Genomic DNA, 14,588 nt, shown 5'->3' on the forward strand with positions numbered 1-14,588 from the left:
CCAGTCCTGTCCCTGCCCGCGTGCCATTGTCGAGGTATGCACTCCGATTTCGACCGCTGCTACCGCGCCGTCCAGGCCAACGACGCACGGTTCGACGGCTGGTTCGTCACCGCGGTGCTGACGACGAAGATCTACTGCCGGCCCAGTTGTCCGGCTCGACCACCGTTCGCCCGCAACGTCGAGTTCTTCCCGACGGCCGCGGCGGCTCAGCGGGCTGGGTTCCGCGCGTGCAAAAGATGTCGGCCGGACGCATCGCCCGGCTCGCCGGAATGGAACGTCCGCGGTGACGTCGTGGCGCGGGCCATGCGACTGATCGCCGACGGAACCGTCGACCGCGACGGCGTCACCGGCCTGGCGGCGAAGCTCGGCTACACGGTGCGGCAGCTGGAACGCCTCATGCAGGCCGAGGTCGGGGCGACGCCGCTGGCTCTGGCCAGAGCGCAGCGCACGCAGATGTCGCGGGTCCTCATCGAGACCACCGACATGCCGTTCAGCGATGTCGCGTTCGCAGCGGGGTTCGCCAGCATCAGACAGTTCAACGACACGATCCGCGCGGTCTGCGATCTGACACCGACGATGCTGCGCCACAGAGCTCAGGAACGCTTCGGAGACGATGCGGGCGGCCGCGGCGTGCTGTCACTGCGATTGCCGGTACGGACACCATTCGCCTATGAAGGGGTATTCGGTCACCTCGCAGCGACCGCGATACCGGGTGTCGAGGAAACACGCGACGAGACGTACCGGCGCACCCTGCGACTACCCCATGGCAGCGGCATCGTCGAGCTCACCCCGCATCCCGACCATGTCCGGTGTCTGCTGCGGCTCGCGGACTTTCGCGATCTTCCGGCCGCGATTGCACGCTGCCGCCGATTGCTCGACCTCGACGCCGATCCGGAGGCCGTCATCGATGCGCTCAGCGAGGACGATCAGATGGCCGCGGTGGTCGCGAAGGCTCCGGGTCAGCGCATTCCGCGGACTGTCGACGAGCACGAGTTGGCGCTGCGGGTGGTGCTGGGTCAACAGGTGTCGACCGGGGCCGCACGCACGCACGCCGCTCGACTCGCTGCGGCCTACGGACGTCCGGTCAGTGACCCCGGTGGGGGCCTGACCCATACGTTCCCGTCGACAGAGGATCTGAGCGACATCGACATGCGCCACCTGGCGGTGCCGAAAGCGCGTCAGCGCACCGTCACGACGCTGATCGACGCACTCGGCAGCGGTGCGCTGGTGCTGGATGCGGGAACCCCGTGGGACCGCGGTCGAGAGCAGATGCTGGCGCTGGCGGGGATCGGTCCGTGGACGGCGGAGATGATCGCGATGCGGGGTCTCGGCGATCCCGATGCGTTTCCCGCGACGGATCTCGGTGTCCTCGTTGCAGCCCGCCACCTCGGCATGGCTGAGGATGCGAAATCGCTCACCGCATACAGCGAGCGCTGGCGGCCGTGGCGTTCCTATGTGACACAACATCTTTGGACAACACTCGAACACTCGGTCAACCAGTGGCCGCCGAAGGAGAAATGATGGAGAGCGTGAGATACCGGACCGTCGACAGTCCGATCGGGGTCCTCACGTTGGCCGGCGTCGGAGACCGGCTGCAACACCTGCGGATGGTCGATCAGACGTATGAACCGAGCCGCGCCGGTTGGGAACCCGACGATGGTGCGTTCACCGACGCCGTGCGGCAACTCGACGAGTACTTCCGCGGACAGCGGCAGGAGTTCGAGATCGAGCTCGATGCGGTGGGCACCGAATTCCAGCGCACGGTCTGGGCTGCCCTGCAGACGATTCCCTACGGCGAGACGCGCTCGTACGGGGAGATCGCCGCGCACATCGGATCGCCGGGCGCATCCCGCGCGGTCGGATTGGCCAACGGGCACAACCCGATCAGCATCATCGTGCCGTGCCATCGAGTCATCGGAGCGAACGGCAGTCTCACTGGATATGGCGGCGGACTCGAGCGCAAGAAGTTGCTGCTCGGCATGGAGAAGAGTTACGCGCCGGCCGGCGCCACCCTCTTCGATTGACGTCCGTCGCGGTTCTGATGCACAAATGCCTGTGCCCCCCAACAGAATTGGGGGGCACAGGGCTTAAATGTGTGTTCGGCGGTGTCCTACTTTTCCACCCGTGTGGGTAGTATCATCGGCGCTGGTAGGCTTAGCTTCCGGGTTCGGGATGGGTCCGGGCGTTTCCCTGCCGCTATGGCCGCCGTAACTTTATTCACTTTTATAGTGATCCCCGTGTTGGGGAAGTTTTGTAGCCCCTGTTTTTTGGTGGTGGGGGTGGTGTGTGTTTGTGGTGTGGTTGCGAGGTTTTGTTGGTGTTGTAAGTTTTCGGCCGGTTAGTGCCAGTTCCCTGCGACTATTACTAGTCTTCTAGGTCTGGTCTATCGATCCCGTGGTCTGCGGGGGGCCTTATCCCACTTGATGGGTGAGAAGCCTGGTCTTGGAGGGGGTTTCCCGCTTAGATGCTTTCAGCGGTTATCCTGTCCGAACGTGGCTATCCAGCGGTGCCCCTGGTGGGACAACTGGTGGACCAGAGGTTCGTCCGTCCCGGTCCTCTCGTACTAGGGACAGATTTCCTCAAGCTTCTGACGCGCGCGGCGGATAGAGACCGAACTGTCTCACGACGTTCTAAACCCAGCTCGCGTGCCGCTTTAATGGGCGAACAGCCCAACCCTTGGGACCTGCTCCAGCCCCAGGATGCGACGAGCCGACATCGAGGTGCCAAACCATCCCGTCGATATGGACTCTTGGGGAAGATCAGCCTGTTATCCCCGGGGTACCTTTTATCCGTTGAGCGACACCCCTTCCACTCAGAGGTGCCGGATCACTAGTCCCGACTTTCGTCCCTGCTTGACATGTATGTCTCGCAGTCAAGCTCCCTTGTGCACTTACACTCAACACCTGATTGCCGTCCAGGTTGAGGGAACCTTTGGGCGCCTCCGTTACATTTTAGGAGGCAACCGCCCCAGTTAAACTACCCACCAGGCACTGTCCCTGAACCGGATATACGGTTCGAGGTTAGAGGCCCAATACGATCAGAGTGGTATTTCAACAACGACTCCACAATCACTGGCGTGACTGCTTCATAGTCTCCCACCTATCCTACACAAACCGTATCGAGCACCAATACCAAGTTGTAGTGAAGGTCCCGGGGTCTTTTCGTCCTGCCGCGCGTAACGAGCATCTTTACTCGTAATGCAATTTCGCCGAGTCTATGGTTGAGACAGTTGAGAAGTCGTTACGCCATTCGTGCAGGTCGGAACTTACCCGACAAGGAATTTCGCTACCTTAGGATGGTTATAGTTACCACCGCCGTTTACTGGGGCTTAAATTCTCCGCTTCACCCTTACGAGTTAACAGGTCCTCTTAACCTTCCAGCACCGGGCAGGCGTCAGTCCGTATACATCGTCTTGCGACTTCGCACGGACCTGTGTTTTTAGTAAACAGTCGCTTCTCACTGGTTTGTGCCACCCACTCACGCTCAGAACCGCGAGGGTTCGTCACGCCATGTGGGTCCCCCTTCTCCCGAAGTTACGGGGGCATTTTGCCGAGTTCCTTAACCATAGTTCACTCGTACGCCTTGGTATTCTCTACCTGACCACCTGTGTTGGTTTGGGGTACGGGCCGTGTATGCGCTCGCTAGAGGCTTTTCTCGACAGCATAGGATCACCGAATTCGCCTCACTCGGCTATGCATCACCTCTCAGGATATGTGAGATCCGGATTTGCCTAGATCTCTCCCTACAGGTTTGCCCCAGTATTACCACTGACTGGTACGGCTACCTTCCTGCGTCACCCCATCGCTTGACTACTACCACCGAAGGTCCCGCGCAGCCGGTGATCCCCGCTTCCCGAAGGAATTGGTGGACCACCTTTTGGGCGGTTAGTACCGGTGATTCATCAGGGACGCTCATACACGGGTACGGGAATATCAACCCGTTGTCCATCGACTACGCCTGTCGGCCTCGCCTTAGGTCCCGACTCACCCTGGGAGGACTGGCCTGGCCCAGGAACCCTTGGTCTTTCGGCGGGCAAGGTTCTCACTTGCCTTATCGCTACTCATGCCTGCATTCTCACTCCCACACCCTCCACCACTCGATCACTCGGCGGCTTCACCGGATGCAGGACGCTCCCCTACCCAGCACACACAAGGTGTGCTGCCGCGGCTTCGGCGGTGTGCTTGAGCCCCGCTACATTATCGGCGCACAATCACTTGACCAGTGAGCTATTACGCACTCTTTCAAGGGTGGCTGCTTCTAAGCCAACCTCCTGGTTGTCTTCGCGACTGCACATCCTTTTCCACTTAGCACACGCTTAGGGGCCTTAGCCGGCGATCTGGGCTGTTTCCCTCTCGACGCACGGAGCTTATCCCCCGCCGTCTCACTGCCGCATTACACCGTGTCGGCATTCGGAGTTTGGCTGACGTCAGTAACCTTGTGAGGCCCATCGGCCATCCAGTAGCTCTACCTCCGACACGAACACTGCGACGCTGCACCTAAATGCATTTCGGGGAGAACCAGCTATCACGGAGTTTGATTGGCCTTTCACCCCTACCCACAACTCATCCCCTCAGTCTTCAACCTAAGTGGGTTCGGGCCTCCACGCGGTCTTACCCGCGCTTCACCCTGGCCATGGGTAGATCACTCCGCTTCGGGTCCAGAACACACCACTACACCACACACTGTTGTGTGGATACGCCCTATTCAGACTCGCTTTCGCTACGGCTACCCCACCCGGGTTAACCTCGCGACATGTCCCTGACTCGCAGGCTCATTCTTCAAAAGGCACGCCATCACCCCACAACAAAGTCGAGGGCTCTGACGGATTGTAAGCGCACGGTTTCAGGTACTATTTCACTCCCCTCCCGGGGTACTTTTCACCATTCCCTCACGGTACTAATCCGCTATCGGTCACTGAGAAGTATTCAGGCTTACCGGGTGGTCCCGGCAGATTCACAGCAGATTCCACGGGCCCGCTGCTACTCGGGGAAAACATTTCACGAAAGCCGTCAAGTTTTCGGATACGGGGCTCTCACCCTCTCCGGCAGGCCATCCCAGACCACTTCACCTAACCCAACGGTTGTTCACTTTCGCTCCTCTCGGCGGAGAGAAGAAGAAACGCCCCACAACACCGCACACACAACCCCCGCCGGGTATCACATGCACACGGTTTAGCCATCCTCCGCTTTCGCTCGCCACTACTCACGGAATCACTGTTGTTTTCTCTTCCTACGGGTACTGAGATGTTTCACTTCCCCGCGTTCCCTCCCAACGCCTATATATTCAGCGCTGGGTAACACGACATCACTCGTGCTGGGTTTCCCCATTCGGACATCCTCGGATCCACGCTCGGTTGGCAGCTCCCCGAGGCATATCGCAGCCTCCCACGTCCTTCATCGGCTCTCAGTGCCAAGGCATCCACCATGCGCCCTTAAACACTTACAACACAAAACCAAAAAAATGAGTCATCACCCACACACAACCCCAGCACCCCGAAGAGCACCGCCATCGCATGCGGGTATCAGAAAAATTTGCATTACATGCTGACCACACACAACCCACAAAAGTCATGCATGCTCAGATGCTCGCAACCACTATCCACAAATCAAACACCACACCCCACCACCAAAGCAGGGCAACAACAGCACCTCTCACCACACACAGTGGCCAGAGAACCAACGGGCTGTTGTCTCAAAGCCCAATAGTGTGTCCGATGATTTTCCCCACCACGCTTATCCCACGCAGCAAGCCAAGTTTGTTGAATTGCACCAGACCCCCACCCACTACAGGTGTGAGGCCATCTTCACGAATCGGCTACGGTCACCGAACCCCCACACGATGTGGGCGGGCCGAGCTCTCGTGGTGCTCCTTAGAAAGGAGGTGATCCAGCCGCACCTTCCGGTACGGCTACCTTGTTACGACTTCGTCCCAATCGCCGATCCCACCTTCGACGGCTCCCTCCCACAAGGGGTTAGGCCACCGGCTTCGGGTGTTACCGACTTTCATGACGTGACGGGCGGTGTGTACAAGGCCCGGGAACGTATTCACCGCAGCGTTGCTGATCTGCGATTACTAGCGACTCCGACTTCACGGGGTCGAGTTGCAGACCCCGATCCGAACTGAGACCGGCTTTGAAAGGATTCGCTCCACCTCACGGCATCGCAGCCCTTTGTACCGGCCATTGTAGCATGTGTGAAGCCCTGGACATAAGGGGCATGATGACTTGACGTCATCCCCACCTTCCTCCGAGTTGACCCCGGCAGTCTCTCACGAGTCCCCACCATAACGTGCTGGCAACATGAGACAAGGGTTGCGCTCGTTGCGGGACTTAACCCAACATCTCACGACACGAGCTGACGACAGCCATGCACCACCTGCACACAGGCCACAAGGGAACTGATATCTCTACCAGCGTCCTGTGCATGTCAAACCCAGGTAAGGTTCTTCGCGTTGCATCGAATTAATCCACATGCTCCGCCGCTTGTGCGGGCCCCCGTCAATTCCTTTGAGTTTTAGCCTTGCGGCCGTACTCCCCAGGCGGGGTACTTAATGCGTTAGCTACGGCACGGATCCCAAGGAAGGAAACCCACACCTAGTACCCACCGTTTACGGCGTGGACTACCAGGGTATCTAATCCTGTTCGCTCCCCACGCTTTCGCTCCTCAGCGTCAGTTACTGCCCAGAGACCCGCCTTCGCCACCGGTGTTCCTCCTGATATCTGCGCATTCCACCGCTACACCAGGAATTCCAGTCTCCCCTGCAGTACTCCAGTCTGCCCGTATCGCCCGCACGCCCACAATTGAGTTGTGAGTTTTCACGAACAACGCGACAAACCACCTACGAGCTCTTTACGCCCAGTAATTCCGGACAACGCTCGGACCCTACGTATTACCGCGGCTGCTGGCACGTAGTTGGCCGGTCCTTCTTCTCCAGGTACCGTCACTTGCGCTTCGTCCCTGGCGAAAGAGGTTTACAACCCGAAGGCCGTCATCCCTCACGCGGCGTCGCTGCATCAGGCTTGCGCCCATTGTGCAATATTCCCCACTGCTGCCTCCCGTAGGAGTCTGGGCCGTATCTCAGTCCCAGTGTGGCCGGTCACCCTCTCAGGCCGGCTACCCGTCGTCGCCTTGGTAGGCCATTACCCCACCAACAAGCTGATAGGCCGCGGGCCCATCCCACACCGCAAAAGCTTTCCACCACAGCACATGAATGCCGTGGTCCTATCCGGTATTAGACCCAGTTTCCCAGGCTTATCCCAAAGTGCAGGGCAGATCACCCACGTGTTACTCACCCGTTCGCCACTCGAGTACCCCGAAGGGCCTTTCCGTTCGACTTGCATGTGTTAAGCACGCCGCCAGCGTTCGTCCTGAGCCAGGATCAAACTCTCCAAACAAAAACCCCCGATACAAGACCGGGCAGAATCCGAATCAGAAAAATCCGATCACAAACACCAGCAAAAACTGGCAAAAAAACGTTGCGCCCCCAAACGGGAAAATGCGGACACAACAAAAAACAACAAACAAAAACCACCAAACACACTATTGAGTTCTCAAACAACATCGCCGTTTTCAGGCAACCCTGCCACTGTACTGCATGTGATCAGGGCGGTCAAGCTCCAACTTCAGGTCTTTCGACCGGGGTCATCGGCTTGTGAGGGAAATACTACGTGCTGTCGGCCAGACGCCCAAATCCCCAGCGCAAGAGGCCAAAACGGGCCGCGGAGACTAGCCGACGCGCTCGATCTCCGCGCCCAGACTGACGAGATTTTCCACGAACTTCGGATAGCCACGGTCGATGTGAAAGACGTCGTGCACCTCGGTGTCACCATCGGCCACCAGTCCGGCCAACACCAGACCCGCGCCCGCGCGGATGTCCGACGACCACACCGGGGCGCTCGACAGCTGCGGTATCCCCCGCACCACCGCGTGATGACCGTCGGTGCGTGCGTCCGCACCCAGCCGGATCATCTCCTCGACGAAGCGGAACCGCGCCTCGAACACGTTCTCGGTGATCATCGATGTTCCGTCGGCGATCGCGGCCAGTCCGATCGCCATCGGCTGCAAGTCGGTCGGAAAACCGGGAAACGGCAACGTCGCCACGTTCACCGCCTTCGGCCGTTCGTACTGGACCACCCGGAACCCGTCGTCGGACTGCGTCACGGTCGCGCCGGCATCGTGCAACTTGTGCAGGACCAACTGCAGGTGCGCCGGGTCGACCCCGGTGACGGAGATGTCCCCACGCGTCATCGCAGCGGCGATCCCCCACGTCGCGGCCACGATCCGGTCGCCGATGACGCGATGTTCGGTGGGATAGAGCCGGTCGACACCGGTGATGGTCAACGTCGACGACCCGGCACCGGTGATCTGGGCACCCATCTGATTCAGCATCGTGCACAGGTCGACGACGTCGGGCTCGCGCGCCGCGTTGTGGATCGTCGTCACGCCGTCAGCGAGAACCGCCGCCATCAGGATGTTCTCGGTGGCCCCGACCGACGGGAACTCGAGCTGGATCTCGGCGCCGTGCAGATGGTCGGCTTCGGCCACCACACAGCCGTGCTCGATCGTGCAGCGCGCCCCCAGTTGGCGCAGACCCGCCTGGTGCATGTCGAGCGGTCTCGACCCGATTGCGTCGCCACCCGGCAACGCCACCTTGGCTCGCTTGCACCGGCCGACCAGCGGACCCAGCACGCACACCGATGCACGGAACTGTCGGACCGCGGCGAAGTCTGCGTCGTACTTGGGCTCGTCCGGCGAGGTGATCCGGACGACGTCGCCGTCGAGATCGACCGTCGCGCCCAAGCCGCGCAGCACCTCGGCCATCAGCGGGACATCGAGGATGTCGGGACAATTGGTGATGGTGCTCGTGCCCTCTGCCAGCAGCGACGCCGCCATCAGCTTCAAGACGCTGTTCTTGGCGCCTCCGACAGCCACCTCGCCTGCCAACCGGCTGCCGCCGGTCACCACGAAACGCTCACCCACGCGGTCAGTGTAAACAGCGCGATCACCCATGTCAGTCTCCGCAGACCGGCTTCGTTGACGTCCCGTACGGTTTGGGCATGGCGGTACATCTGACGCGGATCTACACCCGGACAGGCGACGACGGGACCACAGGCCTGAGCGATTTCAGCCGGGTGTCGAAGAACGACCCGCGGCTGGTGGCCTACGCCGACTGTGACGAGACGAACGCCGCCATCGGCGTCGCGGTAGCCCTGGGTCAACCCGGCGAACGCGTCCTCCACGTGCTGCGACACATCCAGAACGATCTGTTCGATGCCGGCGCCGACCTGTCCACTCCCGTGGTCGACAACCCGCAGTACCCGCCGCTGCGAATCCAGCAGAGCTACATCGATCGCCTCGAGACCTGGTGCGACGAGTTCAACGAGCCGCTGCCCGCACTCGACTCGTTCATCCTGCCCGGCGGCACGGCGCTGTCGGCTCTCCTGCACGTGGCTCGCACGGTGGCGCGGCGGGCCGAGCGATCCGCATGGCTGGCGGTCGACGCACACGGCGATGCCATCAGCGCGTTACCGGCCAAGTATCTGAACCGGTTGTCCGACCTGCTGTTCATCCTGTCGCGGGTGGCCAACCCCGACGGCGACGTGTTGTGGCACCCGGGCGGGCCGGCTCAGTAGCTGCGTCGACGCGCCCGCGGCGAAGGCCGCGATTCGACCCATGACGTGAACGCGGTCAAGGCACCGCGGTCGAGGGCGATCTCGTATCCCCGTCCGCTGTCCGCCATGACGTCACGAAGTTCCAGTACGACGATCTCGTCGGTCATGATGTCGAACTCGTCCCCGCGCGGAGACCGCCGAGACACCACTTCCAGGCCACGGCGGCTGAGTGTCCGATCGGGCCACCACCGAAGGCTCGACAGCCGGTAGAACTGCGCCTCGCCACCGCGATATCGCATCACACCGTGCCGCCATCCATGGCCGCCCACCGCAGGAACGTCACGCAGGATCGCCGCGGTGCCGCCGACCTGGCGCAGCTTCCACAACCGGTAGCTCAGTGCGATGACGGCCAGCAGGAGCACGCTGACCAGCGCGACCATGAACAACATGGACGCGCTCATCGCCGGTCAGTCCAGCTGGCCCAGGGCGCGCAGCCGCGCCCTGCCCCACGCCGCCGTCCGGTCGTCGTCGGACTCAGAGTCCTGCTTGGCCTCGTCGGCGTTGATCTCCGACTCGAACTGCGCGTTCTCGACCAGGATGCGAACGGTTTCCTCCGTGACCGACAGGAAGCCGCCGTCGACGGCGATCCGCAGATCGTCCTCACCGTCCCGCTCGACCCGCACCATCGCGTCATCGACGAGCTGGGCAACGAGCGGAATGTGCCGGGGCAGGATGCCGATCTCACCGGCGGTGGTGCGCGTGAACAGGAAGGACGCCTCGCCCTTCCACAGTTCACGCTCGACGGCGACGATCTCGACGTTCATCTCCGCCATGTCACACCACCTTCTTTTCTGCCGTCAGAGAGTTCATCACAACTTCGCGCCGAGGCTTTCGGCCTTCTTCGCCAGGTCGTCGAGACCACCGATCAGGAAGAACGCCTGCTCGGGCAGGTGATCGAAGTCGCCCTTGGTGAGCTTGTCGAAGGCCTCGATGGTCTCCTTGAGCGGCACGGTCGAGCCCGGCTGACCGGTGAACTGCTCGGCCGCCATCATGTTCTGGCTCAGGAATCGCTCGATACGACGCGCCCGGTTCACCAGCTGCTTGTCCTCTTCGGCGAGTTCGTCGATACCGAGGATGGCGATGATGTCCTGAAGATCCTTGTAGCGCTGGAGGATTCGGATGACTTCCTGCGCGACGCGGTAGTGCTCGTCACCGACGACGGCCGGGTCGAGGATCGTCGAGGACGAGGCCAGCGGGTCCACAGCCGGGAAGATGCCCTTCGAGAACACCGTACGAGAGAGCTCCGTGGTGGCGTCCAGATGCGCGAACGTGGTCGCCGGCGCCGGGTCGGTGTAGTCGTCGGCGGGCACGTACACGGCCTGCATCGAGGTGATGGACTTGCCGCGGGTCGAGGTGATGCGCTCCTGGAGCTCACCCATCTCGTCGGCCAGCGTGGGCTGGTAACCCACGGCGGACGGCATACGGCCCAGCAGCGTCGACACCTCGGAACCGGCCTGCGTGAACCGGAAGATGTTGTCGATGAACAGCAGCACGTCCTGGCCCTGCTCGTCGCGGAAGTACTCGGCCATGGTCAGCGCCGACAGGGCCACACGCATACGCGTGCCCGGCGGCTCGTCCATCTGACCGAACACCAACGCGGTGTCCTTGAGCACGTTGGCGTCCTCGAGCTCGACCCACAGGTCGTTGCCCTCGCGGGTGCGCTCACCCACGCCGGCGAACACCGAGGTACCGCCGAAGTTGCGGGCGATGCGGTTGATCATCTCCTGGATGAGCACGGTCTTGCCCACGCCGGCACCGCCGAACAGGGCGATCTTGCCGCCGCGCACGTAGGGGGTGAGCAAGTCGACGACCTTGAGGCCCGTCTCGAGCATCTCGGTACGGGGCTCGAGCTCAGAGAAGGCCGGGGGCTTGCGGTGGATCGACCAGTGCTCGAAGTCCTTGCCGTAGCCGGGCTCGTCGAGGCAATCACCGAGGGCGTTGAACACGTGGCCCTTGACGCCGTCACCGACGGGCACCGAGATCGAGTTACCGGTGTCGGTCACCTCGACGCCACGGACGAGACCGTCGGTGGGCTGCATCGAGATGGTGCGCACCAGATTGTCACCGAGGTGCTGCGCGACCTCCAGGGTCAGCGTCTTCGACAGCTCCTTGTAGGAGATCTCGGCGTGCAGCGCGTTGAACAGCTCGGGCACGGAACCGCGGGGAAACTCCACGTCCACAACCGGGCCGGTGATGCGAACCACGCGACCGGTGGTCTCCTTGGTGCTTTCCTTGGACTTCTCTTCTGCGGGTGCGCTCATTTTTTATCGCTTCCTAACCGATGCTGCTGAAGGTCATTTGGCGTCGGCCAGCGCGTTGGCGCCGCCGACGATCTCGCTGATTTCCTGGGTGATCTGTGCCTGCCGCTCGCGGTTGGCCGCCAGGGTGAGGGACTTGATCAGATCGTCGGCGTTGTCGGTGGCCGACTTCATGGCCCGTCGGCGTGACGCCGACTCCGAGGCCGCTGCCTCGAGCAACGCGGCGTAGACGCGGGTGGCCACGTAGCGCGGCAGCAGGGCGTCGAACAGCGTTTCGGCGTTGGGCTCGAACGTGAACAGGGTGCGGGGGCCGTCCTCGGGACGGTCGTCTTCGACGTACTCGACGACCATCGGGGCGATCCGGCGCGCCGCCGCGCTCTGCGAGAGCATCGACTTGAACTCGGTGAACACGATGTGGAGTTCGTCGACGCCGAGGACTCCGTCGGCGCCGGCGTCATCACCGTCGTCATCCGCGCCGGCCATGAACGCCGACACCAGGGTCTCGGCGATCTCCTTGGCGTTCTCGTAGTCTGGCCGTTCGGAAAAGCCGGTCCAGGACTCGACGACATCGCGCTGCCGGAAGTTGAAGTAGCCCAGCGCCTTACGTCCCACGACGTAGAGCACGGGCTCCTTGCCCTCCTCACGCAGCAGGGCGAAGAGCTCCTCGGCCTGCCGCAGCACGTTGGCGTTGTACGCCCCGCACAGGCCGCGGTCCGAGGACACCACCAGCACGCCGGCCCGCCGGCGATTCTCCCGCTCGACGAGCAGCGGGTGATCCAGCGCGCTGGCACTGGCCAGCTCGGTCAGCATGTTGGTGATCTCGGTGCTGTAGGGCCGAGCCGCCTCGACTCGGGCCTGCGCCTTGGAGATTCGTGAGGTCGCGATCAGCTCCTGGGCCTTGGTGATCTTCTTGATCGACCCGGCGGAACGGATGCGCCCCCGAAGCTCGCGCAGTGTTGCAGCCATCTAGCTCTCCAGACCCTTTCGGTCCAACGTCGTTGTCGGTCTTACTTCTTGGCCGGCTTGCGGACCTTGACGGACTCTTTCTCGACGTCCTCTTCGTCCATCGCCTCGGTCTTGTCATCGACCGCGACCGAGCTTCCGTCCGTGGCGGAGAAGCCCTTCTTGAACTCGTTGATGATGTCGCTGACCTTGTCCTGCTCCTCTTCCGGGAACTTCTTGCTTTCCCGGATGCTGTCGAGGATGTCGCTGTGGGAGCCCTTGATGTGCTCCAGCAGCTCGGACTCGAAACGCGCGACGTCTTCGACCGGAACCGAGTCGAGGTGGCCACCGGTGCCGAGGAAGATCGCGATGACCTGATCCTCGACCGAGTACGGCGTGTACTGCGGCTGCTTGAGCAGCTCGACCAGCCGGGCACCGCGGTCCAGCTGAGCCTTGGACGCTGCGTCCAGGTCGGAGGCGAAGGCGGCGAACGACTCGAGCTCGCGGTACTGCGAGAGCTCCAGACGCAGCGAGCCGGCCACCTCCTTCATCGCCTTGATCTGGGCGGCACCACCGACGCGCGACACCGACACACCGACGTTGATGGCCGGGCGCACACCCTGGTTGAACAGATCGGACTCCAGGAAGCACTGGCCGTCGGTGATCGAGATGACGTTGGTGGGGATGAACGCCGAGATGTCGTTGGCCTTGGTCTCGATGATCGGCAGACCGGTCATCGAGCCGCCGCCGAGCTCGTCGGACAGCTTCGCGCAACGCTCGAGCAGCCGCGAGTGCAGGTAGAACACGTCACCGGGGAACGCCTCGCGGCCCGGCGGACGACGCAGCAGCAGCGAGATCGCGCGGTAGGCGTCGGCCTGCTTCGACAGATCGTCGAACACGATCAGCACGTGCTTGCCGTCGTACATCCAGTGCTGGCCGATCGCCGAACCGGTGTACGGCGCCAGCCATTTGAAGCCGGCAGCGTCGGACGCGGGCGCGGCGACGATGGTGGTGTACTCCATCGCGCCGCCCTCTTCGAGGGCCCGCTTCACCGAGGCGATCGTGGTGCCCTTCTGGCCGATCGCGACGTAGACGCAGCGCACCTGCTTGCTCGGGTCGCCGGTCTCCCAGGCCTCGCGCTGGTTCAGGATCGTGTCGACCGCGACGGCGGTCTTGCCGGTCTTGCGGTCACCGATGATCAGCTGGCGCTGGCCACGGCCGATCGGGGTCTGGCTGTCGATGGCCTTGATACCGGTCTGCAGCGGCTCCGAAACACCCTGGCGCTGAACCACAGACGGTGCCTGCAGCTCGAGGGCGCGACGGGCGTCGGGCTCGATGTCGCCCTGGCCGTCGATCGGCTGACCGAGGGGGTTGATGACGCGGCCGAGGAAGGCGTCACCCACAGGTACCGAGAGGACCTCGCCGGTGCGCTTCACCTGCTGACCCTGTTCGATCTTCTCGAACTCGCCGAGGATCACGGCACCGACGGTGTGCTCGTCGAGGTTCAGCGCGACGCCGAGCACGCCACCGGGGAACTCGAGCAGTTCCTGCGTCATGACCGAGGGCAGGCCTTCGACGTGAGCGATACCGTCGCCCGCGTCGACGACCGTGCCGATCTCTTCACGGTCGGAGTCGGCGGCGAAGGAGGAGACGTAGTCCTCGATCGCGCCCTCGATGTCAGAAGCCGAGATTGTCAACTCTGCCATGGGTTCGTCTTC

General features: G+C 62.4%; 9 protein-coding genes and 3 rRNA genes. 3 read left to right on the forward strand and 9 right to left on the reverse strand.

All coding sequences use genetic code 11. The annotated features are described in order from the left end of the window. Positions 1-36 precede the first annotated feature (36 nt). Together ACZ50N_RS17725 and ACZ50N_RS17730 are read left to right on the forward strand one after the other, a co-directional pair. Positions 37-1,521 (forward strand): AlkA N-terminal domain-containing protein, encoded by a 1,485-nt coding sequence (locus ACZ50N_RS17725; RefSeq protein WP_464473429.1) that lies wholly within the window; start codon positions 37-39, stop codon positions 1,519-1,521. Further along, positions 1,521-2,024, forward strand: coding sequence for a methylated-DNA--[protein]-cysteine S-methyltransferase (locus ACZ50N_RS17730; protein ID WP_046361426.1), 504 nt, complete (start codon positions 1,521-1,523; stop codon positions 2,022-2,024). Before ACZ50N_RS17725 ends, ACZ50N_RS17730 begins: the two co-directional genes overlap by 1 nt. 73 nt (positions 2,025-2,097) lie before the next feature. Here ACZ50N_RS17730 and rrf read toward each other — a convergent pair. From rrf to murA, 4 genes are all read right to left on the reverse strand, one after another. Further along, positions 2,098-2,210: ribosomal RNA gene (gene rrf, locus ACZ50N_RS17735) — 5S ribosomal RNA — on the reverse strand. Positions 2,211-2,318: 108 nt separating this feature from the next. Beyond that, positions 2,319-5,445: ribosomal RNA gene (locus tag ACZ50N_RS17740) — 23S ribosomal RNA — on the reverse strand. 428 nt (positions 5,446-5,873) lie between these two features. Then, positions 5,874-7,393: ribosomal RNA gene (locus tag ACZ50N_RS17745) — 16S ribosomal RNA — on the reverse strand. The 16S, 23S and 5S rRNA genes sit together here, the layout of an rRNA operon. Positions 7,394-7,724: 331 nt before the next feature. Continuing rightward, positions 7,725-8,978 (reverse strand): UDP-N-acetylglucosamine 1-carboxyvinyltransferase, encoded by a 1,254-nt coding sequence (murA, locus tag ACZ50N_RS17750; protein WP_046361425.1) that lies wholly within the window; start codon positions 8,976-8,978, stop codon positions 7,725-7,727. A 77-nt stretch (positions 8,979-9,055) separates the two neighbouring features. Between murA and ACZ50N_RS17755 the strand changes: the two genes are divergently transcribed. Next, positions 9,056-9,631 carry a cob(I)yrinic acid a,c-diamide adenosyltransferase gene (locus tag ACZ50N_RS17755; RefSeq protein ID WP_046361394.1) on the forward strand — a complete coding sequence of 192 codons (576 nt, stop codon included), beginning with the start codon at positions 9,056-9,058 and terminating at the stop codon, positions 9,629-9,631. On the opposite strand, the gene ACZ50N_RS17760 is transcribed toward ACZ50N_RS17755, so the two are convergent. The 5 genes from ACZ50N_RS17760 to atpA are packed head-to-tail and all read right to left on the reverse strand — an operon-like array spanning position 9,625 to position 14,576. Next, positions 9,625-10,071: a DUF2550 domain-containing protein gene (locus tag ACZ50N_RS17760; protein WP_048422047.1), complete on the reverse strand. Its 447-nt coding sequence runs from the start codon at positions 10,069-10,071 to the stop codon at positions 9,625-9,627. The genes ACZ50N_RS17755 and ACZ50N_RS17760 overlap by 7 nt on opposite strands. A 6-nt stretch (positions 10,072-10,077) precedes the next feature. Then, a complete protein-coding gene (locus ACZ50N_RS17765) occupies positions 10,078-10,443 on the reverse strand; it encodes a F0F1 ATP synthase subunit epsilon (protein WP_046361392.1) in 366 nt (121 codons plus the stop codon). Between the two features lie 36 nt (positions 10,444-10,479). After that, the gene (gene atpD / locus ACZ50N_RS17770) at positions 10,480-11,931 is read right to left on the reverse strand and encodes a F0F1 ATP synthase subunit beta (RefSeq protein WP_048422046.1); all 1,452 of its coding nucleotides are present in this window, start codon (positions 11,929-11,931) and stop codon (positions 10,480-10,482) included. 33 nt (positions 11,932-11,964) lie between these two features. Then, positions 11,965-12,894, reverse strand: a complete 930-nt coding sequence (locus ACZ50N_RS17775) for a F0F1 ATP synthase subunit gamma (protein WP_046361390.1) — start codon at positions 12,892-12,894, stop codon at positions 11,965-11,967. 41 nt (positions 12,895-12,935) lie between these two features. Next, positions 12,936-14,576, reverse strand: coding sequence for a F0F1 ATP synthase subunit alpha (gene atpA / locus ACZ50N_RS17780; protein ID WP_046361389.1), 1,641 nt, complete (start codon positions 14,574-14,576; stop codon positions 12,936-12,938). Positions 14,577-14,588: the final 12 nt, after the last annotated feature.

This window comes from Mycolicibacterium obuense (assembly GCF_055397605.1).